The sequence below is a fragment of the Halorubellus litoreus genome, from assembly GCF_055378595.1.
The window spans coordinates 991692-1017154 of the sequence record NZ_AP043836.1; the positions used below are offsets into that span (position 1 = coordinate 991692).

A 25463-nucleotide genomic window follows, 5' to 3' on the forward strand; every position below is an offset into this window, starting at 1 on the left:
CCCGACCACGCGCGGGGTGCGAGCGAGGAACTCGACTGACGGGAGTCGTCCGCGACACGCCTTTCCGCGCTCACGACCAACGCTCGGGCATGAATCCACTGTCGTCCCTGAAGCGACTGTTGGGTCGCGGCGCGAACGCCGACGCGACAGCACCCGGGGCGAACGCGGACGCGGGCGAGGACGCGAGTCGGCCGCGCGACCTCGCCGCCGCGTTCGTCGACGCGCACCCCGACGCGACCCTCGATTACACGCCCGAATCGCTGCACGCGCTCGACGACATCGCGGACGAGGTCGCCGCCGACCTCGCCGCCGCGACAGACCAAGACGCTGGAAGCGGAGACGCTACCGAGACCGACGACGTCGAGGCGTTGAACGAGACGGTGCGGCGGATGGGCGCGTACCTCGGGGAGACGTTCGTTCGCGCGTACGACGGCGAGTGGACGTTCGACGACAGCGCCGGGTGGGTGGTCGAACTCCCCGCGACGCACCGCGGGCAGCCGCTCGTCCTCACCGTCCCGAGCGTCCTCGGCGACGTCGTCGAGGGCGAGTCGTCGTTCGCGGTCGTCCACGACGTCTTCGCGAGCGAACTCGACGCCGAAACGCCCGAACTCGCCGCCGAGGACGCCTTCGAGGACGAAGCCGACCCGCGCGAGGAGCCCGCGCCCGCGGACGTCGTCGCGGCGTTCGACAGGCTCGCCGCGGAGTTCGCCGCCGAACACGACGCGCTCGACTTCACGCCGGGGTCGCTCGGTGCGCTCGACGACATCGCGCGCCGGGACCGAGAGTCCGACGCGGACGCCGTCGCGTTCGACCCGGACGTCGACGACGTCGACCTCTCCGTCCGCGGCCGCACCGACGCCATCGCGGGCTACTTCGCCGGCGTCGTCCGCACGCACCACACCGCCGAGTACCGCGGCGAACTCGCCGAAACCCTCGTCGTCGAAGGCGCGACGCGGCAGGCGACGCTCGAACCGCGCGCCATCGCCGCCGCAGCCGCCGCCGACGAGACCAGCTTCGAGACGCTGTACGCGAACCTCAGCGAGGACCTCGGACTCGGCGGGAACTAAGACGAGAAGCCCGGAGAACCGGGAGAAGAAGACGAGAGAAGATGACGTTGCTACGCGGTCAGCACTCCGACCAGCCGCAGGACTCGCAGGTCTTGCAACCCTCGGTGTACGCGAGCGACATCCCGCCGCACTCGGGGCACTCGGGGCTCTCCCCGGCCGCGATGAGGTCGTCGACCGCGTCGCTCGTCTCCTCGGCCGCCGGCTCGCCCTCCGCGGGCGGACTCGGGGCGGATGCGTCCACCGCGGACGCGTCGGCGGTCGTCGCCCCGCCGTCGGGCTGGGTCGCGTCCGCCGCGTCGCCGTCGTCGGCCGCCTCCTCGAGCGTCTTCTGCTCGGGGTAGGGCTTGTCGATGTCGTCGTCGAGGTACCGGCGCATCGCCGTGCCGATGGCGTCCGGGATGGACTGGATCTGCTCGCCGCGGTCCCACGCCACCTTCGGCGACCGCGTCCCGCAGAGCTCGTCGACGATCTCGTCCGGGTCGACGCCCGCCTGAAGCGCCGTCGAGATGACCTTCCCCAGGCTCTCCGTGAAGGAGTTCGTGAACCCACCGGAGTGCCCGATGTTCGCGAACACCTCGAACGGCTCGCCCGTGTCGGGGTCCTCGTTGATGGTGACGTAGAGCTTCCCGTACCCGGTCTTCACGCGCTGGCTGACGCCGCGGAGCGCGGCGGGCCGGTCGCGCTTCCGGCGGCGGTCGCCGTCCGCGGCCGCGAGCAGGCTCGAGACCTCCTCGGTGAGTGCGGCCTGCACGTCGTCGTTCTCGAGGAACGCCTCCATGCCGCCGAAGACGTCCTGGATCTGCTCGACGAGGACCTCCGCGGCCTCGTCCTCGTCCGCGAACTCCTTGTTGTCCGCGCGCGTCGTGAGGACCTGCTTCGAGCGGGTGCCGTCGCGGTAGACGGTGACGCCCTTCCCGCCGTTCTCGTAGATGTAGCGGTACACCTCGTCCATGTCGGACGGCGAGGCGTCGTTCGGGAAGTTACACGTCTTCGAGATGGCGGAGTCCACGCCGTCCTGGCACGCGCACTGGACCGCGGCGTGGTCCTTCCCCTCGAGGTCGCTCGTGACGACGAACAGCTCGCCGATGGCGTCCGGGACGGTGTCGAGTCCCTCGACGCCGTCGAACGCGTTCGACGCCATCTGCTCCTGGGCCTCCTCCTTGACGGCGTCGACGTCGATGTCGTTCGCCTCCAGGACGCGCAGGAAGTAGTCGTCGAACTCGACGAGCATCTCGTCGCCCTGCACGTCGTCGCTGACGTTCTTGTAGTACGCGACGTTGTAGATGGGCTCGCAGCCACCGGTCGTGTTCCCGACCATGCTCGTGGTGCCGGTCGGCGCGATGGTGGTCGTGTTGTGGTTCCGGATGGGGAACCCGTCTGCCCACTCGTCGGCGTCGAGGCCGGTGTGGTGCTCGAACCAGTCCGCGTACTCCGTCGGGTTCGCGTACTTCGAGTCCGCGTAGTCCGCGAACGCGCCGCGTTCCTCGGCGAGCTCGTGACTCGTCCACTTGGACTCGTGGTTGATGTGCGTCATCAGCTGGCTCGCGACCTCGTTGGACTCCTCGGAGCCGTACCGCATTCCGAGCTGGATGTACAGCTGCGCGAGCCCCATGACGCCGAGCCCGATCTTCCGCATCTCGCGGACCTTCTCCTCGATCTTCGGGACCGGGAAGTCCGACATCGTGACGACGTTCTCGAGGAACCGCGTCCCGAGCTCGATGCGCCGGTTGAACTCCTCGAAGTCGACGGCCTCGTCGAGGAACGCATCGACCGCGTTCTCGAGGTCCGCGTAGTCGTCGCCGTGCTCGTCGTACCAGACGCGCCAGTCCGGCGCGTCCAGGTCCGCGAGCGTCGAGAGGTTGATGTGCCCGAGGTTGCACGCCTCGTACTCCTCGAGGGGCTGCTCGCCGCAGGGGTTCGTCGCGAGGATGCGGTGCTCGGGGTGCTCCTCGACGTCGAAGGAGTGCTTCTTGTTGACGCGCTCGAGGTAGATGACGCCCGGTTCGCCGTTCTCGTGGGCGCCTTCGATGACGTCCTCCCAGAGGGCTTCCGCGGGCACGGAGAGCTCTTCGCCGACCTCGACGTGCTCGCCGAGCCCGAACATCTCGTAGAGCTCCTTCGTCTCCGCGGTCGCGATATGGGGTTCGCCCGTGCGGGGGTTCGTGAACGTGAACTCCTCGCCGGCTTCGAGGGCGTCCATGAAGTCGTCGGTGACGCCGACGGAGATGTTGAAGTTCGAGAGGTGGCCTTCGACGGCGTTCCGGAGGTGCTTGGGGACCTTCCCCTCGTCGTCGATGAGCTCCCGTGCTTCCTCCAGTGCGTCAGCGAAGGAGTTGTGCGTGTAGTCGTCCGGGTCGTTCAGGCGCAGCGAGTGCGCGAGGCTGACGTCCTTGTTCTTCGCGTGGATGAACTGGATGACGTCCGGGTGCGAGATGCGCATGACGCCCATCTGTGCGCCGCGACGCGCCCCACCCTGGGCGATCGTCTCGCACATCTGGTCGTACGTCCGCATGAACGTGATGGGGCCGGACGCGATGCCGCCCGTGGACCCGACGGGGTCGCCGTAGGGGCGGAGCCGCCAGAACGCGTACCCCATGCCGCCGCCGCTCTGGAAGACCTGCGCGGCCTCCTTGGCGGTCTGGTGGATGTCGTCGATGTCGTCCTCGGGCGAGTCGACGAAGCACGCCGAGAGCTGCTGGAGTTCGTCGCCGGCGTTCATGAGCGTCGGCGAGTTCGGCATGAACGACAGGTTCTCCATGAGCCCCTGGAACTCGGTCGCTTTCTCCTGGACGTGCTCGCGGACGCCGTCGGGGAGTTCCGGGACGACGGTGTCGTACGCGAACTTGTTGACGTTGTACACCGAGAGCTCGGTGGACGCGTCGTCGTCGACCGTGGTACCCTTCCCGAAGACCTCCTCGGCGAGTTCGTCGCGCCGCGGGTGGTCGGGCTTGAGCTGGTCGGGCGTGACCTCGACGGTCACGTCCTGGTTGTCGGCCTCGTAGACGGCTTCGGCGAGTGCGATGTTCTTCGAGACGCGAACGAAGAGGTCCTCCTGTTCCTCGATGAGGTCGCCGTTGGCGTCCTTGCGGAGGTAGCGCGCGGGCAGGATGTTGTGGTACGCGTTCCCCGTGAGGCGGTCCTCGAGCGTGTCGCCCTCGGTTCGCTTGATCGGCAGGTCGACCTCGTCCGCTCCGACGTTCGACCGACTCATCGCTTCCCCTCCCCGCCCGCAGCGTCGAGCTTGCGGGCGTTTTCGGCGGCTGTAGATGGTGTCATATGCATCGTTCGAGACGAAGATTTGGTACACGCGAGGGTACCATAAATGGTCGGATTTCTACTCCGATTGATGTTACACAACCCTGTTTTAATTGGGGCGCTGTCGCTACCGGACACTCGGGATCATCTCTGTCAGACGCTTCGGGAGCGAGCGACTTGAACCCTCCCAAACCGAAGTGAAAGTGGACGGGCGTGGCGGCGACCGCCTCGCGGTTCGCGGCCACCGATGGCGGCGGCGAGCAGGCCCCGGCGGCGCGGTCAGCGGTCCTCGACGCGGACGTTGTCGAAGGCCGTCTCCGTGTCGTCGCGGACGCTGAATCCGACGGTTCCGGGACCGAGCGGCGACGCGGCCTCGTACTCGGTGACGCGGTCGCCGTCCACGGTCACCGCGACGGTCGCACCGGTGACGTCGACGACCAGTTCGTGTTCGGCGCGTGCGTCGAGCTCCAGATCGACGCGTTGCGGCGCGCGGCTGGCGTCTGACTTCCGGAGGACGAACTCCCCCGCTGCCACCCCGCAGTCGGCCTGCCAGCGGACGTCGTCCGCGTAGAAGTCGACGAGCGCCGACCCCTTCTCGTAGGCGTCGTTCACCTCGAACGCCACCGCGATGCGGCGGTCGCCCGTCCACTCGTACGTTCCGGGGTCGTACGCGACGCTGCTCGCGACGTCGGACCCGGTCAGGCTCTCGCCGTCGAGTCCGTCCTCGACTGCCCACTCGTCGACCGAGCCGTCGACCGCGACCAGCGGGTCGACGCGCTCGCGCTCGAACTCGTCGACGAACGCCCCGTTCGTCGTCCGCGGCCCGCCACCCCCGTCCGACGCCGGTTCCGTGCTCGTCTCCGGCCCCCTCGACGAGGCGAGCGCGGGCGTCGACGACTGGATTCCGAGTAGCTCCTTCGCCCCGGCGTAGTACCCCGCGATGCTGCCGATGGCGGCTGCACCGACCAGCTCGAACACCCCACGTCGTTTCATCCCAACCGTTTGACGCGTCTCCTACATAGTTCCTCGCGTCGCCTCGGCGCGGTCCCGACGCGCCATCGAACCGAGTTCGGAGCGTTCAGCGCACCGTCGACCACCCATCCTTGCCCACAAACTTATGCCCGCCGTGGGTCTGGAATCGGGTATGTTCCCACTCCAGGTGGCCTTCGGGTTCGACGCGCTCGCGCTCGCGGTCATCGCGCTCGTCGTGCTCGTCGTCGTCGTGCTGCTCGTGCGCGTCGCGGTCGCCATCGCCATCCGCGTCGGTATCGTCGCCGCGATCGTCCTCGGCATCCTGTACGCGCTGAACGTCCTGTTCGACTTCGACCCGCTGGGCCTCCCCGGAACCACTGTCGTCGACGTCGCATCGCTCCTGGCGTAGGGACTCACCGAAGACGTAGCGGAGCAATCCTCTCAGCGGACGGTCGACGCGGTCAGTCGACGAGCGAGAGGAAGTTCTCGACGACGTCGTGTCCCCGACCCGTGAGTACCGACTCCGGGTGGAACTGCACGCACGAGATGGGGTGTTCGCGGTGGCGGACGCCCATGACGAGCGCGTCGCCGTCGCCGCGCGCCGCGCCCGCGCGGACGCCGCCGTCGGTCGCGACGTCCACGCCGCTCGGCCCCTCGTCGCTGTGGTCGGTCGTCGCCGACACCTCGAAGCACTCGGGGATCTCGCTCGCGACGAGCGAGTGATAGCGGCCAGCGGAGAACCCCTGCTCGATGCCCGCGAAGACGCCGCGGCCGTCGTGCGCGATCGGCCACGCCTTCCCGTGGACTGGCTCGGGCGCACGACCGACCGTCCCGCCGTACTCGTAGACCGCGGCTTCGAGCCCGAGGCAGACGCCGAGCGTCGGCACGTCCGGGCTGACGTCGCGGAAGACGTCCATCGTCACGCCGACGTCGCGCTCGTTCTTCGGGTGCCCCGGCCCCGGCGAGACGACGATGGCGTCCGGGTCGAACGCGCGGACGTCGTCGACGGTCGCGGTGTTCCGGACGACCTCGACCGCGACGTCCGCGGCGGGGCGCGTCGCGAGCAGCGACGATTCGACGTACTCGACGAGGTTGTACGTGAACGAGTCGAAGTTGTCGACGAACAGGACCCTCATCGCGACACCTCCGGTGGCGGGACGTCGTCCTCGGGTTCGGTCGTGATGCGGTCGAGCGCGTCGAGGACGCCCTGCATCTTCTGTTCCGTCTCCTCGTACTCGCTCGCCGGGTCGCTGTCCGCGACGACGCCCGCACCGGCGCGTACGGTGACGCGGTCGAACTCGCCCTCGTCCTCGACGGTCGCGGTCCGGATGACGATGGCGACGTCCGCGTCGCCCGTCCACGAGTAGTACCCGACGCCGCCGCCGTAGACGCCCCGCGGGTCCTCCTCGAGCGCGTCCACGACCTCCATCGCGCGGATCTTCGGCGCGCCCGAGAGCGTCCCCGCGGGGAAGCTCGCACGGGTGGCGTCGAACGCGTCCGCATCTGGCGCGAGCTCGCCCGTGACGGTGGACTCGATGTGCTGGACGTGACTGTACTTGAGGACGTTCATGAACTCCTCGACGCGCACGCTCCCCGACTCGCTCACGCGCCGGACGTCGTTCCGCGCGAGGTCGACGAGCATCGTGTGCTCGGCGCGCTCCTTCGCGTCCGCGAGCAGTTCGCCGGCGAGGGCGCGGTCCTCGACGGGGCTGTCGCCGCGCTCGATGGTGCCCGCGATGGGGTTCGCGACGACCTCGTCGCCCCGGACCGAGACGAGCGTCTCCGGGCTCGCGCCGACGACGTCCAGGTCGTCGTGCCCGAGCAGGTACATGTACGGCGACGGGTTCACTTCGCGCAAGCTCTCGTAGAGCCCGAGCGCGTCCACGTCGCCGTCGAGTTCCCGCGTCCGCGAGAGCACGGCCTGGTAGACGTCGCCGTCGAGCACGTGCTCCTTCGCCTTCGCGACCGACTCCTCGTACGCCTCGCGGCTCCCGGCGCGTTCGCGCTCGCGAACGAACCCGCCCGTCTCCAGGGCGTCGGCGTTCGCGAGGCACTCGCTGACGCGCTCGGCCTCGCCCTCGAGGACGTCGTAGACGGCCCCGGGGTCCTCCTCGGGCGAGAGCACGGGCGTGAACACGAGTTCGAGCGACTCGGCGACGTCGTCGAACACGAGCGTCTTCGTCGACAGCACGAACTGCGCGTCCGGGAACCGCGATTCCGGACGGTCGACGCCGACCTCGTCGAGGAACGCGTCGTACACCGCGTCGTACCCGACGAACCCGACGAGTCCGCCCTGGAGATGCTGGCGGTCCCCGGTCGGGAAGCCCGCGGTCTCCGCGTCGGGCATCGCCGCCCGCAGTCGGTCGAAGACGTCCGCGGACGACTCGCCGGGACCGTCGTCGGTCGCGGCCGCGTCGGCGAGCGCGCCCTCGGGGTCGACGAGGTCCTCGTACCGGTCGCTCCCGAGGACGTCCACGTCCACGTCGCGCCCGTCGACGGTGACGACCGCCGCCGGGTCGTACCCGACGAACGAGTAGCGCGCGTGCCGGCTCGCGTCGTCGTCCTCGTCGGCGGCCGCACTCGGCCGGAACGCGCCCGCCGGGTCGCTCGACGCGACCTTCTCCGCGCTCTCCAGGAGGAACGCGTAGTCGTCGTCGCTCCCCGGCGGGTCCGCGGTCCGCCCCGTCAGCGCCGCGTACGCGCCAAGCGGCGTGACGTCGACGTCCAGTTCGACGCTCGCACGCACCACCGCGGGGCCGCCGTCGCGGAGCGCGTGCTCGGCGATCGTCCCGAAGGACTCGCGGTCCGGCGCCAGCGAGACGCCGTCCGTCGACTCGTCGCTCGCGTCGCTGTCACCCGCCGCGCGGTCGTCGGTCACGCCGCCACCTCGTCGTCGACGTCGCCGGCGGCGTCCTCGCGTGCTGCGCGCGTCGCCGCACCGACCGCGTCGACGAACTCGCGGACGCGGTCGTGGTCCTTCACGCCACCGCTGGCTTCGACGCCGCTGGCGACGTCCACCGCGAACGGGTCGACGACGTCGATGGCGCTCGCGACGTTCCCCGGCGTCAACCCGCCCGCGAGGACGACCGGCGCGTCGAGGTCGCGAACGGCGTCGCGCGTCCGCTCCCAGTCGTGGGTCTCGCCCGTGCCGCCGCCGCCGTCCGCGTCCGCGGAGTCCACGAGGAGTGCGTCCACGACGTCCGCGTACCGCCTCGCGGTCTCGACGTCGTCCGCGTCCACGGCCTTCAGGACGCGAGCGTCGACGCGCGACCGGAGGTACGCGACGTCGCCCGGCGACAGGTCGCCGTGGCACTGGACGACGTCCGGGTCGACGCGCGCGACGAGGTCGACCGCGCGCTGCGGTGCGGTCGGCATCGTCACCAGCACGGTCGTCGCGAACGGCGGGACGCGACCGACGAGTTCCGCGGCGCGCTCCGCGGCGAGTTCCCGGGGCGTGTCCACGGGGACGTCGACGACGAACCCGAGCGCGTCCGCGCCGGCGTCGACCGCCTGGTCGACGTCCGCCTCGCGCGTCAGTCCACAGACCTTCGTGCGCGTCATCGCTAGTCCGCGCCCGCTTCGGCCGTCGCGGCGGTCGATGCCTCGCCCTGGAGGTCCGCGAGCTTCGACGCGGCCGCGCCGGACTCGATGGCCTCGCGCGCCGCCGCGACGCCGTCCGTGAGCGACTCGGCCTCGCCGGCGACGTAGATGGCGGCGCCCGCGTTCGCGAGGATGATGTCTCGCTTCGCGCCCGTCACGTCACCTTCGAGGATGCCCGTCATGTCCGCGGCGTTCTCGGTGGGCGTGCCGCCGGCGACCGCCTCGACGGGGGCGCGTTCGAGGCCGAGGTCTTCGGGCGTGAGCGTGTACTCGGATATCTCGTCGCCGGTGACCTCGGCGACGACGGTCTCGTCGTGGATGGCTATCTCGTCCATGCCGCTGCCGTGGACGACGAGCGCGCGCTCGACGTCCATCCGCGCGAGCGCTCTCGCGAGGACGGGGACGAGGTCGGGGTCGTAGACGCCGACGACCTGCGCGTTCGCGCCCGCCGGGTTCGTGAGCGGCCCGAGGACGTTGAACACGGTGCGCATCCCGAGTTCCTTCCGCGGGCCGATGACGGCCTTCATCGCGGGGTGGAAGACGGTCGCGAGCATGAAGCCGACGCCGTCGGCCTCTATCTGGGATTCGACCGCCGGCGGTTCCGCGTCGACGTCGACGCCGGCCTCCTCGAGGACGTCGGCGCTGCCGGAGGAGGAGGAGACGGAGTAGTTGCCGTGTTTGGCGACGGGGACGCCGGCGCCGGCGGCGACCATCGCGCTCGTGGTGGAGACGTTGATGGTGTCGTAGTCGTCGCCGCCGGTCCCGCACGTGTCGACGAGCGGGGCGCGGTCGGGCTGGATGGTTCGGGCGGCGTCGCGCATCCCTTCGGCGAACCCGGCGATCTCGGCCTCGGTCTCGCCCTTCGCGCGGAGCCCCGAGAGCAGCGCGCCGATCTGTGCGTCGGTGGCGTCCTCGAACACCGCGGTGGCGGCGTCGCGGGCCTGGTCCTGTGTGAGGTCGGTGCCGTCGGTCACGCGCTCGATGTAGTCCTGCATAGTGAATCACTAATGAACGGCTTCGTCTTACGATGTACAAATCCGTACATTCACTTAAGCGTATCGACGGTGCGAGGCATCGTCGGATGCTAGCACGCCACGCGACTGGGTCGCGATTGGGCCGCGAGGGACCCGACCGCGCGGCGCCGAGGGTTGAAGGCGGATGGGGCGGCCAGCGTCGGCGTCATGCTCGAACGCACGCTGACTCGACGGAGCGTCCTCGAACACGCCGGTACCGCGGCCGCCGGCGCGACCGGTCTCGGCGTCCTCGACCGCACGCCCGGCGACGAACCAGGAGAATCAGGCCGGAACGCGCCGGGCGAGGACTGCGGTCGCGACCACGTCCACCCCGACATAGCGGTCGTCGGCGCCCGACGCGAGGACGGTGACCTCGTCGTGCGCGCGGGCGACGCACTCACCTTCGACGCCTCGGGCACCGAGTCGACGGCGCCGGTCGAATCCTACACGTGGACGGTTGCTGGTGAAGCCATCGACGGCGAGCGCGTGCATCACGCGTTCGAGCGCGCCGGCGGCGTCGAGCCCGTCGTGCTCGCGGTGACGGACGAAGCGGGCCGAGCCGCGTCCGCGAGCGTCGACCTCCACGTGCTCGGGCGCGACCGGGACAACGAGCCGCCGACGCCGGTGCACGACGTGTCGCCGGCGCGGACGTACGACGACGGGTACATCGTTCGCGTGGGTGAGCGGGTGACGTTCGACGCTCGGGACTCGTGGGACGAGGACGGGGACGTCGTGGGCTACGAGTGGCGGTTCCGCGGGGGGACGCGGTCTGGCGCGGTCACCGAGCACGTGTTCCGACGGCGCGGGAACTACCGGGTGACGCTGTCGGTGACCGACGATGCGGGCGCGACGGAATCCGTCGAGGTGCCGGTGCACGTGACCCGGTAGCGACGATTCACCACACGGCGACCGATTCGAAACCCTTTTTTAACGTCCCGGGCAACGAACGAGTGCAGGGAAGACCGACGCCACCTGGGTTGGTGGTCTAGTTGGTTATGACACCTCCTTGACATGGAGGAGGCCGGCGGTTCAAATCCGCCCCAACCCACTTCTCGCGCGAACAGATCGACGAGCGTAGCGAGTCGCGTTCGTGGGAGAACGTTGATGGCGTGATTTGAACCCTAGCAGTCGCGCGCAGCGAACGCAGGGAGAGCACGTCTGCTTCAGTTCAAATCCGCCCCAACCCGCTTGCGCCGCACACGTTTCTCAAGGAACTGACCCCGGATCTGTATCCGGGTTTTGTCCTTTCGGCACTTTCACTTGAACTGCGGGGCTGCTTTTCCTGTCGCACCACAGAACTGTATGGGGATTCACTCCTAAGGAGACATGCCACATCCTAGAATCTACCGATCCATTACACATCGAGCGCACGAAACATCGATGGGAGACTCTGTTACCAAGCTGTTTTCCTAGTTCGACGGAAGGTCGAGGAGGAACTCACGACTGACGTGGAACTACGGGAGAACCCTCTGGAACTCTACGCGGAACTCCGTGAGGTAGTGTGTGAAGCTGAGTGAACCAGCGCATCGAGCGGGGAGAGGGAACAACCAACTCGATGCAGTAATCCCCACCAGTTAGAACATCGCCGAGCGCCAGCAAGCGAATTTTAAGTAACCACCTCTGCGAAAATTCTGGCTGAGAGTCAGAGTTAACAGTGCTAATTTCTGTAACGGATTGCGCAACCCGGGTTAGAGAACTTCAACAGGATAAAACGCTCTCGGAGACTTCGAGTGTATCATCGGCGTGCTTTGGCTGTGTTGCATATCCTGTAGAACCTCTGTTCGTGTTTCTTGGTAGTTGCAGGTTGCAAGTTCGTCAAGAAGCACTAACGAACACAGGGTTAGAACAAGAGAACCAATCGCCTGTGTGCTTCCCTCCCCGTGGACGTTGTAATTGCGCTGTTCTTTGACTAGCCACAGCAAACTATCCTTATCGGATAAATCGGGGACTCCAGACATTTTACGCTCCAGTACTTGCCGGTCGTATCTATCGAGGTCGTCTATCGTTTGTAAAACTTCTTTCACGACTGGTGAGACATCAGAATCATCAATCAACTTCTCAAAACCGCTCCAGACATTAATACCAGTATCGGGGCTTAGGTCGCTACAGCGACGTTTTAGTAGTCCTTCTAATACGGAAAATCCAAAGGTTGCGGCCAAAGGCAGTCCAGAGCCTCTGGTGACTTCTTCCAAACTAGGGTTGAGTCTTGAGAGAGTCATATGAAGATCATGGTTCTCCCGGACAAGACGGGAATGTCGTTCTGATACGAGAGCAGAGTGGACAAGATAGTAGTAATCTCTAAGGATTTCCTGATACCTCTCAAAATCCTGATTTCGTTCGGTGTGACTCACCAGCGCCGCTGTCCAGCCCCAATAAGCACTAAAGTCAGTGGTTTTGGCGTTGGTGTGGGTTTTGAGAGCGGAATCAATCAAGCATTTTGAAAAGTAATGCAGTTCGTCCATGTAGAACTCGTGAAGTGGAAGATCTCCCGGTAAGAGATGGTACCCCTCTAATCCAAGAATATTCTCGGTCCCTTCGTCTTTGACTAGGTTGCCTTCGTCTATCGTTTTGATAAACTCGTCAACTTTTTCGTCCAATATTTGACGGCTGGAATCACGCATACCCCGTCAATGCCCTCTCCAGTTATAAATATCAGCCAACAATAAATCCCCCTCTGAGTCCCATTAACCTGTCGCAGTTTGGCTTGATTGTCGATCTTCTCTTGCCTGAGCCGCTGAAATTCACGGTCATCGGGAGTTGGGAAACGGAGAGTATGGAGGCCCGTCATAGCCTCCTTCACGCCTCTCGCGGGGGTTCAAGATGCACCGCCGAGGAATCATCACGGAATCTTTGAACAATGTGACGACCCTGCTGTTGACGCATTCAGGTGATGTAATCTCCTTTGTAGAACCCCGCGGGGAGCCATCATTCTTTTATAAACAATACCAGATTTGATTAGAGCTATCCCGTTGCAGTACTGCGTTCTCGCAACATAACTTAGTGGTTGGTGGTGGGTGCTGGGGGGTGCTGGCGGTTGGGGTGGCGGGTCGGGGCGTGGTACTGGTGGTGAAAGGTCGAGAGCACCTGGCGTTACACTCCGAAACGCGCTGTTACAGTTCGTTACACTTAACGGGATGGTTGGGTTATCGCTGCGTATGTCGGAGCCAGTGCGCATCCGCGACGAGGATCACGAGGCGATCACGGCGGCTCAGGAAGTGCTCGGCCTCCCGTACCCGGAGGTCGTGCACCTGGCGTTGACGACGGACGTCCTCAGCGGGAGTCCGGCGCAGAACGCGCGGCGAGCCGTCCAGTACTACCACACGTACGTCCTCGAAGCGTACGACGACGTCCACGACGTCCCCGTCGAGGATCTCGAGTTCGACAGTGCCGACCAGGCGAAGGCCGGGCTGAGTATCGGTGCGGAGAAGCACGAGCGACGACTCGCCCAGCAGGAGTGAGCGGAGCGGTCGGTGGCGGGTACCGTCGGCGCTGATCGCTTGCGGGGTCGAGCATCCGGGCGAGGGAAACACATTTGAGCCCGAACCTCGATGTGGTATGTGATATCATGGCTAATGGTGCGTTCGTCGCGAGCACGCTCGTGATGGTGGCGTTGCTCGCGGCGGTGTTCGTGCTCGTGACACGAGCGCAGGCGGTTCGGGCGTACAGTCACACGCTCGGCGTGAAGGCCCGCGGTATCGCGGTCGGCGCGGGGTCGCAGCGCGGCGTGCGCGTGGACCCGAAGATGACGCTCGCAGCGCTCGTCATCATCGGGTTCGTCGCGGCGGCGGCCGTCCTCGGCCCGGACCCGATGGTGTTCGTCGGCGCGGTCGCCGTGCTCGTGCTCGCGTACCTCGCGTGGGGCGTGTACTACCTCGGGCGCTCGCACGGCCTCGGGAACGCGCACGCCGTCGGGTTGAGCGCGTGGTTCATGTCGATGGTCGCGGTGCTCGCCATCGCCCTGAAGCTCCTCGTCGGCTGACTCGGGATGACGGACACCGAGGCATCGCGCTCGATAGCGGCGGTCCGGCGACGAGCGACGCGGCCCGCAGCCCTCGCACTCGCCGCGGTCGTCCTCGCCGAGCTCGCGCTGCTCGCTGGCTACCTCGGCCTGACGGGCGCGAGCGCGACGAGCGTCCGGTACCTCCTCTACCCGTTCGTGTGGATAAATCTCGGCCTGTGGGCGGTGTTCGCGGTGGACGTCCCGCGAACGGGGAGCGCGGTCGCGCGCCGAGCGGCGCTTTCGGTCGCGGGCGCGTACCTCGCGACGCTCGCGTTCGCCGGCGGCCTCGTCGACGTCGCCGTCCTCGGGAGCGGGCACTCGCACGGCGCGGGCGTCGACCTCGCGGTGTTCACCGCGCTCCCGCCGGGCTGGGGGCCGACGGTCGTCCTCGACGCACCGTCGCTGACGCTGACGCTCGTCCCGTACAAGGTCGTCGGGTACGTCGCGCTCGCGTACCTCACGTACGCCGCGGTCGTCGACACCGCCGCCTCGGCCGCGAGCGGCGCCCTCGGCCTGCTGTCGTGCGCGAGCTGCTCGTGGCCGGTGTTCGCGTCGCTGCTCGCCGCCGCACTCGGCGGGGAGGCGGTCGCGAACGCGCTGTACGCGTACTCGATGGACCTGTCCACGGTCGCGTTCGTCGCGGCCGTCGTCCTCCTCGCGTGGCGACCGGGGACGGGGGGAGCGTGATCCGGCAGTTCCTCCTCGCGGCCGCCGCCGCGGCGGTCGGCGTCCTCCTGGATTCAACGCTCATGGCGGCCGCCACCTCGATCGGCGCGTTCGCGCCGCTCCACGTCGGCGCCCTCTCGGACGCCGTGAACGTCGGGACGGTCCCGTCGTGGTTGACCGTCGCGACCGGCGGCGTCCTCGTCGGCGGGTCGTTCCTCGGCACGAGCCTCCTCACGGACCACGAGGGCATCCGCGCCATCAACGCGTGGAGCGCTCTCGTCCCGACGACCGCGACGCTCCGCCGCGCACTCGTCCTCGCGACGCGCGCCGCGGGCGTCCTCGGACTCGCCCTCGTCCTGCGCGCGGCCGCGGTCGGGTCGACGGACCCGACGGCGAACTTCGCCATCGTCGTCGTCTGGATCGGGTGGTGGGCGGGGTTCGCGATCTCGACGTACCTCGTCGGGAACGCCTGGCCGCTCGTGAACCCGTGGCGGACCATCGCCACCTTGCTCCCCGGCGCTGGCGGTCGCGACCTCCCGGCTGACCACGGCGCGTGGCCGGCGGTCGTCGGATTGCTCGCGCTCGTGTACGTCGAGGTCGTCAGTCCGCTCGCCGCGGACCCGCGAGCGCTCGGCGTCGTCGTCGCGGCGTACTCGCTGCTCGCGCTCGCCGGCGCGTACCGGTACGGGCCCGATGCGTGGTTCGAGCGCGTCGACCCGGTGTCGCGCGTCTTCGCCGTCTACGGGCGGCTCGCGCCACTCCAGCGCGACGCCGACGGCGTTCGTCTCCGACTCCCCGGGAGCGGGCTCGTCGCCGGCGCCCGCGAACGGCTGCACGGCGAAGCGGGAACGCCAGCCCTCCTCGGCGGGGAGGCAGGGACGACCGCGCTGCTCGGGAGGGAGTCGGGAGCGACCACGTTCGTGATAGCGCTCCTGTGGTCGACGACGTTCGACGGGCTCGTGACGACACCAGCGTGGAACGACCTGGCGCCCGTGGTCGTCGAGGCCGGCGTCCCCGCGCTCGCCGTCTACCTCGTCGCGCTGCTCGCCGGGTTTGCGCTGTTCCGCTGGCTGTATCGAGTCGCCGCGACGCGGTCGCGCGCCATCGTCGACAGCCGGCTGTCGCCGGCGGCCATCGAGGCGTGGTTCGCGCCGGCGCTCGTCCCCATCGCCGCCGGCTATCACGTCGCGCACTTCCTCGGGTACTTCCTCTCGCTGTCGCCCGCGCTCGAATCGGTTCTCAAGCACCCGCTCGGTGGCGGGGGCGTCCCGCAGGTCGCGGTCGTCCCTGGGTGGTTCGGGACGGTCGAACTCGGGTTCGTCGTCGTCGGCCACCTGCTCGCGGTCTGGGTCGCCCACGCGCTCGCCCTCGAGGTGTTCCCCGGGTTGCTGCGACCGATCCGCAGCCAGTACCCCTTCGTCGTCGTGATGGTCGCGTACACGATGACGAGCGCGTGGGTCATCGGCCAACCGTTCGTCAATCCAGTATACCTATGAGCGAGAACGAACCGGTCACGACCGAGTCCGAACGCGGCGGGAGCGACGCCCAAGTGCCCGCCAGCGACGCCGAAACCCTTGGCGAGGACCGAGGCACTGTCGCGGCTGGTCGCGGCGTCGACCGCGCGGGCCTCGAGACGCTCGTGCGCGACGGCGAGTCGGTCGCGGGCGCGTGCCCGTACTGCGACCGGCCGTTCGCGACGCGGGCGGCGTACGACCTCCACGTCGGCGAGGTCCACGAGGACGCGTGCTCGGCGAGCGAGCGCGAGGCGTACGCGGACGCGCTCGCCGCGGAGGAGGACGAGTTGTTCTACTTCCACCTGCGCGTGGTCGCGGGACTGGCGGCGCTCTACACGGTACTCGTGCTCGTGTACATGGTCGCGCTCGGGAGCGGGTTCCTGTAGGGCTCGTCCGTCACGGCGCCACGGGCGCGGTCAGTGCTCGTGCGCTGGCGGGTCGTTCTGGCTGATGAGGAACGTTATCGCGCCGACGGAGACGAGCGCGAGGCCGCCGCCGACGGGGAGGAGGACGTCGACCCCGTTGAAGTACTCGGCTGCGAGGAGCGCGACCATCCCGAGTGCGACGCCGACGACCGCGCCGAGGTACGCGAAGCCTTCGAATCCCATCTGTGGCGGGTCCTTCGCACGCGGACCGCCTAAATCTATGGGGCGTGTTTGCACGACGCACGGCGAGTGGGGGGTCGGGGCGAGGAGTGCGGGAGCGTTACTCGAAGCGCTCCTGGGGGACGTCCGTCGACCCGACGCTCGCCGCGAGGAACATGAACCCGAACATCACGACGGCCGTGACCGCGAACGCGGCGACGACGAGGGGGTCCGCGAGCGTCGTCAGCCCGACCTTCGCGGTCGCGAACGCGATACCAGTGGCGGGTGCGAGCGAGAACAGCGCCGCCCACGCGAGTCGTTCGCGTCGCGACGTCACCGACGGTCACCCCCGGTCGGGCCCTCCGGCGGAATCCGGGTCGCGCAGGCTCCACAGAACGCGTACGCCGAGCGCACCACCGACCCGCACTCGGGGCACGCGACCGCGCCGTCGCCGCCCGGGCCCGCGGCGACCGCGCCCGAGCCGTCGCCGCGCGCGTCCACGTTCGACGCCGGCCGTGCGTCGACGGTCCCGTACGTCACGTAGCCCTTCGACGCGTCCGGGCGCTCCGCGTCTTCGTCGAGCTCGACGTGCCGCGACAGGTACGCGACCAGCGGCACCTGCGCGAGCACCACGACCGCGACCGCACCGACGACGAACGGGTTCGGCGCGGTCATGGGGTGATGGAGTACGTCGCCGCGACGGTCAACGCCAGTACCGCCAGCAGGCCGATGCCCATGAGGTACGTCAACGACCGGGGCTCCCAGCGCAGATGCTGGTAGTACGCCGCGACGATGACGGCCTTCACGAACGACAGCGCCAGGATGAGCGCGAGCGCCGTCTGGTACGCCATGCCCGCCTGCTCGACGAGCACCTGCACCGTCGCCGAGACGAACAGTACCACGTATATCGCCGTGTAGAGTCTGAGTCTGGTCATTGTCTTAGAGGATGTAGAACAGCGGGAACAGGAACAGCCACACGATGTCGACGAAGTGCCAGTAGAGCCCGAAGTGCTCCACGGGCGAGGCGTCGTCGAGGTACGCGCCGTTCCACGCCCTGAGTATCATGTACAGCGTGATGACGAGGCCGACGATGACGTGCGCCGCGTGCAGGCCCGTCGTCACGAAGAACGTGGACTCGCGGATACCGGAGTCGATCCAGATGCCCTTGTCGTTGAAGAGGTGCTCCCACTCGATGGCCTTGTTCCCGAGGAACCCGACGCCGAGGACGACCGTCGCGACGAGGCTCGCGACCACGCCGTTCCGGGACTTGCGTTCGGCGGCTTCGAGCGCGAGGATGACCGTGAAGCTACTCGTCAACAGCAGGTACGTGTTGATGAGCCCCGGGATGACGTTGTCCGGGATGGGCTCCCACGCGATCCAGCCCGAGGAGAACCTGAGGAACACGTACGCGCCGATGAACGCCCCGAAGAGCACGACGTCGCTCACGAGGAAGATCCACATCCCCGTCTTCATGTTCGAGACCTTGTCGAACGGCCAGCTCTCGCCGTAGGGGCCGCTCGGGCCGACGAAGTGCTCGCGAGTCATCCCGACGAGCGCGCCGAAGGTCACGACGGCGCCGAGACCCGTCGACGCCTGATGGAGCGCCCCCATCGTGCCGTCGGGCCAGGTCGCGTTCGTGAACCCGGAGAGCCCGAGGAGCAGGAACAGCGACCCGACGCCGACGAGGAACGGCCAGATGCTCGCGTGACTCGCGTGGTGGTCCTCGCCGGCCTGGACCTCCTCGGCGGTGTGCGCGCTCGCCGCGAGCGCCGCCGAGTCTTCGAGCGTCGCGGGCGCGCCACCGTCGGTCGCGGCGCCAGTGCCGCCGTCGGCGGCCGCGGGCGCGTCGTCGTCGACGGTGTCGAGTGCGCTCGAGGACCCGCCGAGGAACTCGAGTTTCCCGCTCGCGTACGACGGCAGCCCGGGGAAGTTCTCCAGTGGCGGCGGCGACGACACCGCCCATTCGGCGGTCGTGACGTAGTTCCAGGGGTCCTCGTCGGCGACCTCGCCGCGGTACGCGCTCGTGACGAGGTTGTAGATCATCACGAGGAAGGAGGCGCCGAGGACGACGGCGCCGACGGTCGCCAGCTGGTGCCAGACGGTCATCCCGGGGTCGTAGTCGAAGACGCGCCGCGGGGTCTCCCACGCGACGAACATCGGGAAGTACAGCAGGTTGAACCCGACGAAGTACAGGACGAAGTGGACCTTCCCGAGGAACTCGTCGTACATCCGCCCGACCATCTTCGGGTACCAGTAGTAGAGCCCGCCGACGAGCGCGGTGACGCCGCCGACCATGACGTAGTGGAAGTGCGCGACCACCCAGTACGTCCCGCGGAACTCGTAGTCGAGGACGACCGCGCCGAGGAAGACGCCGGTGATGCCGCCGAGGATGAACAGGAGGAGGCCGCCGAAACTGAAGAGGAACGGCGTCTTGAATCGTATCTTCCCCTTCACCATCGTGTAGATGAGCGAGAACACCATCAGGTCGAAGGGGAGTGATATCCCGATGGTGGTCGCCATGAACAGCGTCTTGATCTCGAGATTGATGCTGGTGAGGAACATGTGGTGCATCCAGACGATGAAGCTCTGGAGCGCGACGAGGACCATCGCGGCGATGAACCACTTCCGGCCGACGATGCGTCGCCCCGTGAACGTCTGGAAGACCTCCGCCATCACGCCGAGGGCGGGGAAGAAGACGATGTAGACCTCGGGGTGCCCGAAGAACCAGAACAGGTGCGTCCACAGGAGCGCGCCGTTCGCGCCGTTCATCGCGAAGTACGTCGTTCCGAGGAGGCGGTCGGCGGAGAGCAGGAGGAGTGCGGCGAGGAGTGCGGCGAACGCGAACAGCATCATCCAGACGGTCAGCAGGATGGTCCACGAGAACAACGGGAGCCGTCGGAGCGTGAGGCCTTCGGCGCGCATCCGATGCATCGTGGTGAGGAAGTTCACCGAGGACACCGTGACGCTCGCGACGAACAGCATGAGTGCGAGGACGGCGGCGCTCCCGCCGACGCTCGGCGTGAACGCGGGCAGGTTCAGCGGCGCGTACATCGTCCAGCCGCCCGCGAACGTCCCGCCCTGGAAGAACGAGACGAACAGGAGGACCCCCGAGGAGAGGTACAGCCAGTAACTGAGCGCGTTCAGTCGCGGGAACGCGAGGTCCTTCGCGCCCATCTGGAGCGGGACGACGTAGTTCGCGAACCCGAACGCGAACGGTGACAGGAACCAGAACACCATCACGAGCCCGTGCACGCTGACGGCCTGGTTGTACGCCATCGCGGACAGCGGGCCGGCACCTGGGGCTCGAGGCACCCAGAGCTGGGCGCGCATGAGGAGCGCGAGGACGCCGCCGAGCATGAGGAACGAGAGGCTCGTCGCGATGTAGAGCAGCCCGACGTCCTTGTGGTTGGTCGTGACGAACCAGCGCTTCAACGAACTCGTCGGCGGCATCGCGTGCTCGTCGTGGGCGTGCCCGTCGGCGGCTTCGAGCGCGCCACCGTCGGCGCGTGCGCGCTCAGCGTCGTTGTCGTCGATGGCTTCGTCGGTCGGTTCGTCGCCGTGTTCGGTCGGTTCGTCGCCGTGTTCGGTCGGTTCGTCGCCGTGTTCGGTCGGTTCGTCGCCGTGTTCGGTCGGGTCGTCGGTCATGTCAGATCACCTCTGGGTGGTGTCGGGTGGCGATGGGGGCGTGTCGCGCAGGCGCGGCCGTCGGTGCCGGCGAGGCGGGAAGCGCCTGCGTCGACGGCGCGGTCGCGGTGTCGTTCCCAGTCGCGTTCCCGTCCATCGACGCCGCGGTGTCGTTCGCGCTCTCGTTCCCCATGTCCTGGTACCACGACTGGAACTCGGACTGGGAGACCACCTGGACGGTCGCGGTCATGTGCGAGTGCCCGGCGCCGCAGAGCTCGTAGCAGTTCGCCTGGTACGTCCCGGTCTCCTCGGCGAGGAACCACGTGTTCGTCTCCTGGCCGGGGATGGCGTCCGATTTGGCGCGTAGCTCGGGGATACCGAAGTTGTGGAAGACGTCCTCGGACGTCACCACCAACCGGACGCGGCGGTCCTCGGGCACGACGAGCTGGTCGTTCACGGACTGGCCGTTCGGGTACACGAACTCCCAGTAGAACGCGTGGCCGACGACGCGGACCTCGAGCGGTTCCTCCTCGTCCTGGACGGGCTCGGGGTTCTCGACGTAGAGGAGCGTGAGGTACGTCCAGGAGATGAGGGAGACGACGACGATCGCGGACAGCGAGAACGAGAGGAAGAGCTTTCGGCCGCCACCGCCGCCACTTGGGAGTTCGCCGAGTTGCGGGCGGTCGGCGTCGTCGCCGTGGTCGGCGCTGGCGCGGTACTTCCAGGCCTTCCAGAGCATGTACGTGATGACGATCACGCCAACGGCCGTTCCGAGAACGAGGAAGACCTCGTAGATTCGCCTGAAGACGACCGCCCGTGACCCCTCCGGTACGAGCTGCGCGGGGACGACCAGTCCCGCGAGCAGGTTGGCGAATGTTAGCATGGTTCGTGTTCTCATGGCCCTTCACCGTGAGAGCACTTAGAAATTCGGTACGGCACGGTGGTTGGCGCAGGCGTGCTGGCAGTCGCCGCGAACGCCGAACGCGCGGTTTCTGACCCGGCAAACGCCACCGTGGGTTTTCGGCGCGTGCGTCGGGAGACGAACGCATGCCAGAGCGCAGCGACCCAGCGAACCGCATCGACGACGAAGCACGACCGCGCGTCGCCGACGACCGCGAGGACGACGCGCCTGACGTCCCCGAACTCACGCGGTTCGAGCAGGCGTTCCTCGACCACCCGGTCGCTCGCGACGTCGCGCTGTTCGCGTTCCTCGCCGGGTTCTACGGCGGCGGGATGTCGCTCGTCCTCCCGTCCTCGCTCCCGGTCACGTGGCCGGTCGGGATGGGCGTCGCGTTCGCCGTCGGGTGGCTCGCGCTCATGGAGGTGTACGCGCGACGGACGGGGTCGTCGATGGTTCGGTCGCTCGGGGCCGACCCGCACGCCCCGCTGCTCGACGACCGAGAGTGAGAGCGAGTCGTCGCGTCACAGTCTGGAGAGCGCTATCGCTCCAGCCGACCCGATGAGCGTGCTGACGACGGCGACGAGAAGGAGCGCGCCCGCGGCGTCGGCCGTGACGAACCCGACGAGGTGGCCGACGACCGCCACGGCCGCCACCGTCGACGCGCTCGCGCTGGCGCGTCGCTGGACGCGCCACCCGTACGGACGCCCCGACCCACCCATACATATTCTGTTATATCCTGTCGTGTAAAAAATATCGGGGTCGGCATATCAGGGTCGGCGCTGGCCGTGGTCCGTCTGCAATCGAAAGACAAGGTCGAGCGTGCTCGGAGAGTCACCGCACGTCCAGGAGGACTCGGAGAGTCAGTGCGACGCGTCGTCGAGGACGTCGACGCCGTCGGCCGTCACCGAGACCTCGAGGAGTGACTTGACGTCCACGTCGACGAGGTCGTCGCGGGACTCGACGCGTCGAAGGACGCACGCGACGTCCACGAGGTTCGCGCCGACGTCGTCGATCGCCTCGACGATCGCCGCGATGCTCTGGCCAGTGTTCACGAGGTCGTCGACCACCACGACGTCGTCGCCCGCAGTCACGTCGTTCAGGTAGTACTCGCCGTCCGGATGCTCGAACGGAACCTCGTCGTCGAACCCGTACTCGCGGCTCCGGATGACGACGAGCGGGACGTCCGTCGTCAACGAGAGCGCGGTCGCGACGTGCACGCCCATCGTCACGGGCGTGACGATGACGTCCGCGTCCTCGAAGTCGACGAGCCGGAGCAAGCCGTTGACGACCTCCCGCATCAGTTTCGGGTCGAGCGTCGGGATGCCGTTACTGACCGGATGCACGAGGTACCGGTAGCCGTCGCGTTCGACGACGGGCGCGTCGTGGATGGACTCACGGAGTCGGTTCATGCGACCAGAACGCGCGAGAACGGGCTAAAACGCGTCGATTTCGACGGCGTACTCAGGCTCGCCGACGTCCGGACGGCGACCATGACGTCTTCGCTGACACCGCGTCTAACAATGCGTTTCGGTCGGTCTCGTTGAATCGTCCTTGGCGGTATCGTGAACTATCCCACCCTACTCGCTCACCGTTTGCGTGGTTCGCTCCTCGAGGATAGGACTTCCTGTTTCAACGACACACTTTGCATCCACGACGGCAGACGACCCACCAGTCGCGGACGTAGGGAGTGCAGTCTTCGCAGGCGTGACTTCGGCGTGTCCCACGCCTAACGCTGAAAGACCGCGCTGTAGCACGTTGTACGCGGCGTTCTCATCACGGTCAGTCTCGAACCCGCACGTCGGGCACGAATGCTCGCGCACCCACAACTCCTTTTCAGCCTTGATACCGCATTCGGCACACTCCTGTGTCGTGCCTTCGGGTTCGACTTTCACAAAGTGCGTGCCCTCGCGCTCGCACTTGTATTCGAGGAACTCGATGAACGTCCGCCATGACGCCGATGCTCGATTCCGACTGTTCGATGGCAGTTGTATCATTCCGTGAACATCGAGGTCTTCGACCGCTATGAGGTCGTACTCCCGAGCATAATACATCGATAATTTGTGCAGGAAGTCGCGACGCTTCCGAACGATCCGAGCGTGGATACGGGCAACACGACGGCGTTGCTCGTGCCAGTTCTGCGAGCCCTCTTCTTTGCGACTCAATGCTCGTTGCTCGCGTTCGAGCCGCTCGTACTCAGCGTCGAAGTCGAGACTACCGACCATCGTGCTGTCGGTGTCGTGAACGTACTTGGTGATGCCCACGTCGATGCCGACCATATCATCGCGGTTAACCTCATCCAGAACCGGTTTTTCGGGCGCGTCGTCCTCGGTTTCGATGCCGAAGATCGCGTACCACTCGCCCGTTGTCTCTTGCTTGACTGTGACCTGTTTCACATGGACATCGTCGGGAACGTCGCGGTGGAGGTGTATCGGCATCTCACCAATCTTGGATAGGGAAAGGACGGTCTGGTCACTCGTGTTCTTGAGTTCGAAACCAGACTGGTTGTAGGTGAGACTCCGATACTCTCGTGGTGGCTTCCACTTGAGCATCCCGACCCTGCGCCCGTCGTCTTTCTGGTCTTTGAGGCGGTTGAGGTTGTCGCTGACGCGGCGGGCGACCATCTGCAACACCTTCGAGTACACGTCGTTCAACTCAGCCCACCAGTCTTTCATGTCGGGCAGCATATTCTGTATCGCGGTGTAAGACAGGTACTCGTCGGTGTTGCGGATCTCGTACAGGAAGTGATTGTAGAGTTGCCTACAGGTATCGAGGTGCCGTTCTAGCTCGGTTTCGACGGCTTCGGTAGGATCAATGCGATACCTGTAGTTGTAGTTCATCTTGTTAACCGTCCATTATTTCTTCGGGGTCATTTCGTCACCAGCTGGTTCGAACGTGCTCACACACGATGTTATATTTCGCGTTTCGGTTGAACATGAGACTGGGTTGCGACTGTATTTCTGCCCCTTAGCGCTACTCGTTCCCGAAGCTCACTGCGAAGCTCAACGAGGGTAAGGATTTAGCTGGAAAGGTTAAATAGTGATGCCAGCGAAATCCAAGGTGGAATGAATATTTCTGATATCGCGACCGAGGATTACGTCGAAGTCGACGTCGGCACGCGCCTGGGGAAGGTCCGTTCTCGCTTCACCAAGGACAACCTCAAGGGCATCATCGTGACCCGCGACGGCTCCTACGAAGGCGTGCTCAGCGAACGCGAGCTCCTCCAGAGTCACGTCGAGGACGACGCGAAGGTCGCCGCGCTCGTCAAGCCCTCGCGGAACGCGCCCGCGCCGAAGGTCCGCCGACACGAGGACGTCCGTGAGACCGCGCGCGTCCTCGTCGAAGGCGGCGTGAAGGTCGCACCCGTCTTCGAAGGCGAGAACCTCTGGGGGATCGTCACCGTCGACGCGATCCTCGAAGCGGTCCTGCACAACCTCGACGCGCTCTCCGTCGGCGACATCTACACCGACGACGCCGTCGTCATCGAGGAATCCGGGACGCTCGGCCAGGCGATCAACCGCTTGCGCGAGAACGGTATCTCGCGACTCCCCGTCGTGAACGACGACGGCCAGCTCTCGGGTATCGTCACGACCCACGACCTGACCGACGTCGTCGTACGCGGCGACAAGCAGATGACGACCGGGAACCGCGCTGGCGAGTCCGACCGCGTCCTCGACCTCCCGGTGTACGACATCATGTCCAGTCCCGTGCAGACGACGACGACCGCGGAGAGCGTCGAGGACGCCGTCGCGACGATGCTCGAGGACGACCTCGGCGGGCTCGTCGTCACCCCGGACGACGACGACACGGTCGTGAAGGGCGTCATCACGAAGACGGACGTCCTCCGCGCACTCACGTTCACGGAGGAGGACCACCTGGACGTGCAGGTGTCGAACATCTCGCTGCTCGATACGCTCACCCGGGACGACATCCGCGACGCCATCACGCAGGTCGTCGACAAGTACCAGGACATGGACGTCCTGCACGTCCACGTCCGCTTCCAGGAGCACAAGGAGAAGCTCCGCGGGACGCCGCTGATCTACTCGCAGATCCGCATCCGGACGGACAACGGCGGCGTCGCCGGCTCCGGCGAGGGGTACGGCGCCGAGAACGCGTTCCGCGTCGCGCTCGACAAACTCGAGCGGAACGTCCTCGAGATGAAGGAGTACCGCGCGGACGAGGAGTACGAAGGCCAGCTCAAGCGCAAGCTCAACGAGCTCTGAGCGGGTCGTCGTTCCAGGAAGATCGCTTTTTTCGAAGACGCCGATAG

Annotated in this window: 26 protein-coding genes and 1 tRNA gene; 11 read left to right on the forward strand and 16 right to left on the reverse strand. The window is 66.9% G+C overall.

The genetic code is table 11. The features are described 5' to 3' along the window. Positions 1 to 89 precede the first annotated feature (89 nt). On the forward strand, positions 90 to 1067 hold the full coding sequence (locus ACZ48X_RS09190) for a hypothetical protein (protein ID WP_336352214.1): 978 nt from the start codon (positions 90 to 92) through the stop codon (positions 1065 to 1067). Between the two features lie 58 nt (positions 1068 to 1125). Here the strand turns inward: ACZ48X_RS09190 and ACZ48X_RS09195 are convergent, their stop codons facing one another. After that, positions 1126 to 4278: an adenosylcobalamin-dependent ribonucleoside-diphosphate reductase gene (locus tag ACZ48X_RS09195; protein WP_336352213.1), complete on the reverse strand. Its 3153-nt coding sequence runs from the start codon at positions 4276 to 4278 to the stop codon at positions 1126 to 1128. 323 nt (positions 4279 to 4601) lie between these two features. Continuing rightward, positions 4602 to 5315, reverse strand: a complete 714-nt coding sequence (locus ACZ48X_RS09200; protein WP_336352212.1) for a hypothetical protein — start codon at positions 5313 to 5315, stop codon at positions 4602 to 4604. Between the two features lie 151 nt (positions 5316 to 5466). On the opposite strand from ACZ48X_RS09200, the gene ACZ48X_RS09205 reads away from it, so the two are divergent. After that, a complete protein-coding gene (locus ACZ48X_RS09205) occupies positions 5467 to 5703 on the forward strand; it encodes a hypothetical protein (protein WP_336352211.1) in 237 nt (78 codons plus the stop codon). Positions 5704 to 5755: 52 nt separating this feature from the next. Here ACZ48X_RS09205 and ACZ48X_RS09210 read toward each other — a convergent pair whose 3' ends face one another. The 4 genes from ACZ48X_RS09210 to trpD are packed head-to-tail and all read right to left on the reverse strand — an operon-like array spanning position 5756 to position 9889. Beyond that, a complete protein-coding gene (locus ACZ48X_RS09210; protein WP_336352210.1) occupies positions 5756 to 6430 on the reverse strand; it encodes an aminodeoxychorismate/anthranilate synthase component II in 675 nt (224 codons plus the stop codon). Further along, positions 6427 to 8172, reverse strand: a complete 1746-nt coding sequence (trpE, locus tag ACZ48X_RS09215) for an anthranilate synthase component I (RefSeq protein ID WP_379762901.1) — start codon at positions 8170 to 8172, stop codon at positions 6427 to 6429. Before trpE ends, ACZ48X_RS09210 begins: the two co-directional genes overlap by 4 nt. Continuing rightward, complete coding sequence (locus ACZ48X_RS09220) at positions 8169 to 8855, reverse strand: phosphoribosylanthranilate isomerase (RefSeq protein ID WP_336352209.1); 687 nt, start codon at positions 8853 to 8855, stop codon at positions 8169 to 8171. Before ACZ48X_RS09220 ends, trpE begins: the two co-directional genes overlap by 4 nt. A 2-nt stretch (positions 8856 to 8857) precedes the next feature. After that, positions 8858 to 9889 (reverse strand): anthranilate phosphoribosyltransferase, encoded by a 1032-nt coding sequence (gene trpD / locus ACZ48X_RS09225; RefSeq protein WP_336352208.1) that lies wholly within the window; start codon positions 9887 to 9889, stop codon positions 8858 to 8860. A gap of 186 nt (positions 9890 to 10075) precedes the next feature. Here trpD and ACZ48X_RS09230 point away from each other — a divergent pair, with 186 nt between their 5' ends. Both ACZ48X_RS09230 and ACZ48X_RS09235 read left to right on the forward strand, forming a co-directional pair. Beyond that, positions 10076 to 10795 (forward strand): PKD domain-containing protein, encoded by a 720-nt coding sequence (locus tag ACZ48X_RS09230; RefSeq protein ID WP_336352207.1) that lies wholly within the window; start codon positions 10076 to 10078, stop codon positions 10793 to 10795. 86 nt (positions 10796 to 10881) lie between these two features. After that, a tRNA-Val gene (locus ACZ48X_RS09235) sits at positions 10882 to 10955 on the forward strand. 640 nt (positions 10956 to 11595) lie between these two features. Here the strand turns inward: ACZ48X_RS09235 and ACZ48X_RS09240 are convergent. After that, complete coding sequence (locus ACZ48X_RS09240) at positions 11596 to 12528, reverse strand: hypothetical protein (RefSeq protein WP_336352206.1); 933 nt, start codon at positions 12526 to 12528, stop codon at positions 11596 to 11598. Between the two features lie 534 nt (positions 12529 to 13062). Here ACZ48X_RS09240 and ACZ48X_RS09245 point away from each other — a divergent pair. From ACZ48X_RS09245 to ACZ48X_RS09265, 5 genes are all read left to right on the forward strand, one after another. Beyond that, complete coding sequence (locus ACZ48X_RS09245) at positions 13063 to 13365, forward strand: hypothetical protein (protein WP_336352205.1); 303 nt, start codon at positions 13063 to 13065, stop codon at positions 13363 to 13365. Positions 13366 to 13472: 107 nt separating this feature from the next. Next, complete coding sequence (locus ACZ48X_RS09250) at positions 13473 to 13886, forward strand: hypothetical protein (protein WP_336352204.1); 414 nt, start codon at positions 13473 to 13475, stop codon at positions 13884 to 13886. 6 nt (positions 13887 to 13892) lie between these two features. Beyond that, complete coding sequence (locus ACZ48X_RS09255) at positions 13893 to 14594, forward strand: DUF7546 family protein (protein ID WP_336352203.1); 702 nt, start codon at positions 13893 to 13895, stop codon at positions 14592 to 14594. Beyond that, positions 14567 to 16069 (forward strand): hypothetical protein, encoded by a 1503-nt coding sequence (locus ACZ48X_RS09260; RefSeq protein ID WP_336352202.1) that lies wholly within the window; start codon positions 14567 to 14569, stop codon positions 16067 to 16069. The genes ACZ48X_RS09255 and ACZ48X_RS09260 overlap by 28 nt, the downstream gene beginning before the upstream one ends. Continuing rightward, on the forward strand, positions 16066 to 16473 hold the full coding sequence (locus ACZ48X_RS09265) for a DUF7410 domain-containing protein (protein WP_336352201.1): 408 nt from the start codon (positions 16066 to 16068) through the stop codon (positions 16471 to 16473). The genes ACZ48X_RS09260 and ACZ48X_RS09265 overlap by 4 nt, the downstream gene beginning before the upstream one ends. A gap of 30 nt (positions 16474 to 16503) precedes the next feature. On the opposite strand, the gene ACZ48X_RS09270 is transcribed toward ACZ48X_RS09265, so the two are convergent. From ACZ48X_RS09270 to coxB, 6 genes are all read right to left on the reverse strand, one after another. Continuing rightward, on the reverse strand, positions 16504 to 16695 hold the full coding sequence (locus ACZ48X_RS09270) for a hypothetical protein (protein WP_336352200.1): 192 nt from the start codon (positions 16693 to 16695) through the stop codon (positions 16504 to 16506). 97 nt (positions 16696 to 16792) lie between these two features. Continuing rightward, on the reverse strand, positions 16793 to 17008 hold the full coding sequence (locus ACZ48X_RS09275; RefSeq protein WP_336352199.1) for a hypothetical protein: 216 nt from the start codon (positions 17006 to 17008) through the stop codon (positions 16793 to 16795). Then, on the reverse strand, positions 17005 to 17346 hold the full coding sequence (locus ACZ48X_RS09280) for a hypothetical protein (RefSeq protein WP_336352198.1): 342 nt from the start codon (positions 17344 to 17346) through the stop codon (positions 17005 to 17007). Before ACZ48X_RS09280 ends, ACZ48X_RS09275 begins: the two co-directional genes overlap by 4 nt. Continuing rightward, the gene (locus ACZ48X_RS09285; RefSeq protein ID WP_336352197.1) at positions 17343 to 17606 is read right to left on the reverse strand and encodes a cytochrome C oxidase subunit IV family protein; all 264 of its coding nucleotides are present in this window, start codon (positions 17604 to 17606) and stop codon (positions 17343 to 17345) included. Before ACZ48X_RS09285 ends, ACZ48X_RS09280 begins: the two co-directional genes overlap by 4 nt. Positions 17607 to 17610: 4 nt before the next feature. Next, positions 17611 to 20205: a cbb3-type cytochrome c oxidase subunit I gene (locus ACZ48X_RS09290; RefSeq protein WP_379762921.1), complete on the reverse strand. Its 2595-nt coding sequence runs from the start codon at positions 20203 to 20205 to the stop codon at positions 17611 to 17613. Positions 20206 to 20317: 112 nt separating this feature from the next. Next, entirely contained in the window at positions 20318 to 21178 is an 861-nt protein-coding gene (coxB, locus tag ACZ48X_RS09295) for a cytochrome c oxidase subunit II (RefSeq protein WP_379762919.1), read from the reverse strand. A 164-nt stretch (positions 21179 to 21342) separates the two neighbouring features. Here coxB and ACZ48X_RS09300 point away from each other — a divergent pair, with 164 nt between their 5' ends. Then, positions 21343 to 21702 carry a hypothetical protein gene (locus tag ACZ48X_RS09300; protein WP_336352195.1) on the forward strand — a complete coding sequence of 120 codons (360 nt, stop codon included), beginning with the start codon at positions 21343 to 21345 and terminating at the stop codon, positions 21700 to 21702. A 15-nt stretch (positions 21703 to 21717) separates the two neighbouring features. On the opposite strand, the gene ACZ48X_RS09305 is transcribed toward ACZ48X_RS09300, so the two are convergent. The 3 genes from ACZ48X_RS09305 to ACZ48X_RS09315 all read right to left on the reverse strand — a co-directional run bounded on the left by ACZ48X_RS09305 (position 21718) and on the right by ACZ48X_RS09315 (position 24033). Next, the gene (locus ACZ48X_RS09305) at positions 21718 to 21915 is read right to left on the reverse strand and encodes a hypothetical protein (protein WP_336352194.1); all 198 of its coding nucleotides are present in this window, start codon (positions 21913 to 21915) and stop codon (positions 21718 to 21720) included. Positions 21916 to 22056: 141 nt separating this feature from the next. Then, entirely contained in the window at positions 22057 to 22605 is a 549-nt protein-coding gene (locus ACZ48X_RS09310) for an adenine phosphoribosyltransferase (protein WP_336352193.1), read from the reverse strand. A gap of 168 nt (positions 22606 to 22773) precedes the next feature. Beyond that, positions 22774 to 24033, reverse strand: a complete 1260-nt coding sequence (locus tag ACZ48X_RS09315; protein ID WP_336352192.1) for an RNA-guided endonuclease InsQ/TnpB family protein — start codon at positions 24031 to 24033, stop codon at positions 22774 to 22776. A gap of 225 nt (positions 24034 to 24258) precedes the next feature. Here ACZ48X_RS09315 and ACZ48X_RS09320 point away from each other — a divergent pair, with 225 nt between their 5' ends. Then, entirely contained in the window at positions 24259 to 25416 is a 1158-nt protein-coding gene (locus ACZ48X_RS09320; RefSeq protein ID WP_336352191.1) for a CBS domain-containing protein, read from the forward strand. Positions 25417 to 25463 lie beyond the last annotated feature (47 nt).

Bases quoted from the DNA above. Each gene is read 5' to 3' on its own strand.
- ACZ48X_RS09205 (WP_336352211.1), top strand. From the start codon at position 5,467: ATGTTCCCACTCCAGGTGGCCTTCGGGTTCGACGCGCTCGCGCTCGCG.
- coxB (WP_379762919.1), bottom strand. From the start codon at position 21,178: ATGCTAACATTCGCCAACCTGCTCGCGGGACTGGTCGTCCCCGCGCAG.
- ACZ48X_RS09195 (WP_336352213.1), bottom strand. From the start codon at position 4,278: ATGAGTCGGTCGAACGTCGGAGCGGACGAGGTCGACCTGCCGATCAAG.
- ACZ48X_RS09270 (WP_336352200.1), bottom strand. From the start codon at position 16,695: ATGGGATTCGAAGGCTTCGCGTACCTCGGCGCGGTCGTCGGCGTCGCA.
- ACZ48X_RS09310 (WP_336352193.1), bottom strand. From the start codon at position 22,605: ATGAACCGACTCCGTGAGTCCATCCACGACGCGCCCGTCGTCGAACGC.
- ACZ48X_RS09285 (WP_336352197.1), bottom strand. From the start codon at position 17,606: ATGACCAGACTCAGACTCTACACGGCGATATACGTGGTACTGTTCGTC.
- ACZ48X_RS09305 (WP_336352194.1), bottom strand. From the start codon at position 21,915: ATGGGTGGGTCGGGGCGTCCGTACGGGTGGCGCGTCCAGCGACGCGCC.
- ACZ48X_RS09245 (WP_336352205.1), top strand. From the start codon at position 13,063: ATGTCGGAGCCAGTGCGCATCCGCGACGAGGATCACGAGGCGATCACG.
- ACZ48X_RS09300 (WP_336352195.1), top strand. From the start codon at position 21,343: ATGCCAGAGCGCAGCGACCCAGCGAACCGCATCGACGACGAAGCACGA.
- ACZ48X_RS09230 (WP_336352207.1), top strand. From the start codon at position 10,076: ATGCTCGAACGCACGCTGACTCGACGGAGCGTCCTCGAACACGCCGGT.
- ACZ48X_RS09255 (WP_336352203.1), top strand. From the start codon at position 13,893: ATGACGGACACCGAGGCATCGCGCTCGATAGCGGCGGTCCGGCGACGA.
- ACZ48X_RS09265 (WP_336352201.1), top strand. From the start codon at position 16,066: ATGAGCGAGAACGAACCGGTCACGACCGAGTCCGAACGCGGCGGGAGC.
- ACZ48X_RS09210 (WP_336352210.1), bottom strand. From the start codon at position 6,430: ATGAGGGTCCTGTTCGTCGACAACTTCGACTCGTTCACGTACAACCTC.
- ACZ48X_RS09250 (WP_336352204.1), top strand. From the start codon at position 13,473: ATGGCTAATGGTGCGTTCGTCGCGAGCACGCTCGTGATGGTGGCGTTG.
- ACZ48X_RS09280 (WP_336352198.1), bottom strand. From the start codon at position 17,346: ATGACCGCGCCGAACCCGTTCGTCGTCGGTGCGGTCGCGGTCGTGGTG.
- ACZ48X_RS09200 (WP_336352212.1), bottom strand. From the start codon at position 5,315: ATGAAACGACGTGGGGTGTTCGAGCTGGTCGGTGCAGCCGCCATCGGC.
- ACZ48X_RS09315 (WP_336352192.1), bottom strand. From the start codon at position 24,033: ATGAACTACAACTACAGGTATCGCATTGATCCTACCGAAGCCGTCGAA.
- ACZ48X_RS09320 (WP_336352191.1), top strand. From the start codon at position 24,259: ATGAATATTTCTGATATCGCGACCGAGGATTACGTCGAAGTCGACGTC.
- ACZ48X_RS09220 (WP_336352209.1), bottom strand. From the start codon at position 8,855: ATGACGCGCACGAAGGTCTGTGGACTGACGCGCGAGGCGGACGTCGAC.
- ACZ48X_RS09190 (WP_336352214.1), top strand. From the start codon at position 90: ATGAATCCACTGTCGTCCCTGAAGCGACTGTTGGGTCGCGGCGCGAAC.
- trpD (WP_336352208.1), bottom strand. From the start codon at position 9,889: ATGCAGGACTACATCGAGCGCGTGACCGACGGCACCGACCTCACACAG.
- ACZ48X_RS09240 (WP_336352206.1), bottom strand. From the start codon at position 12,528: ATGCGTGATTCCAGCCGTCAAATATTGGACGAAAAAGTTGACGAGTTT.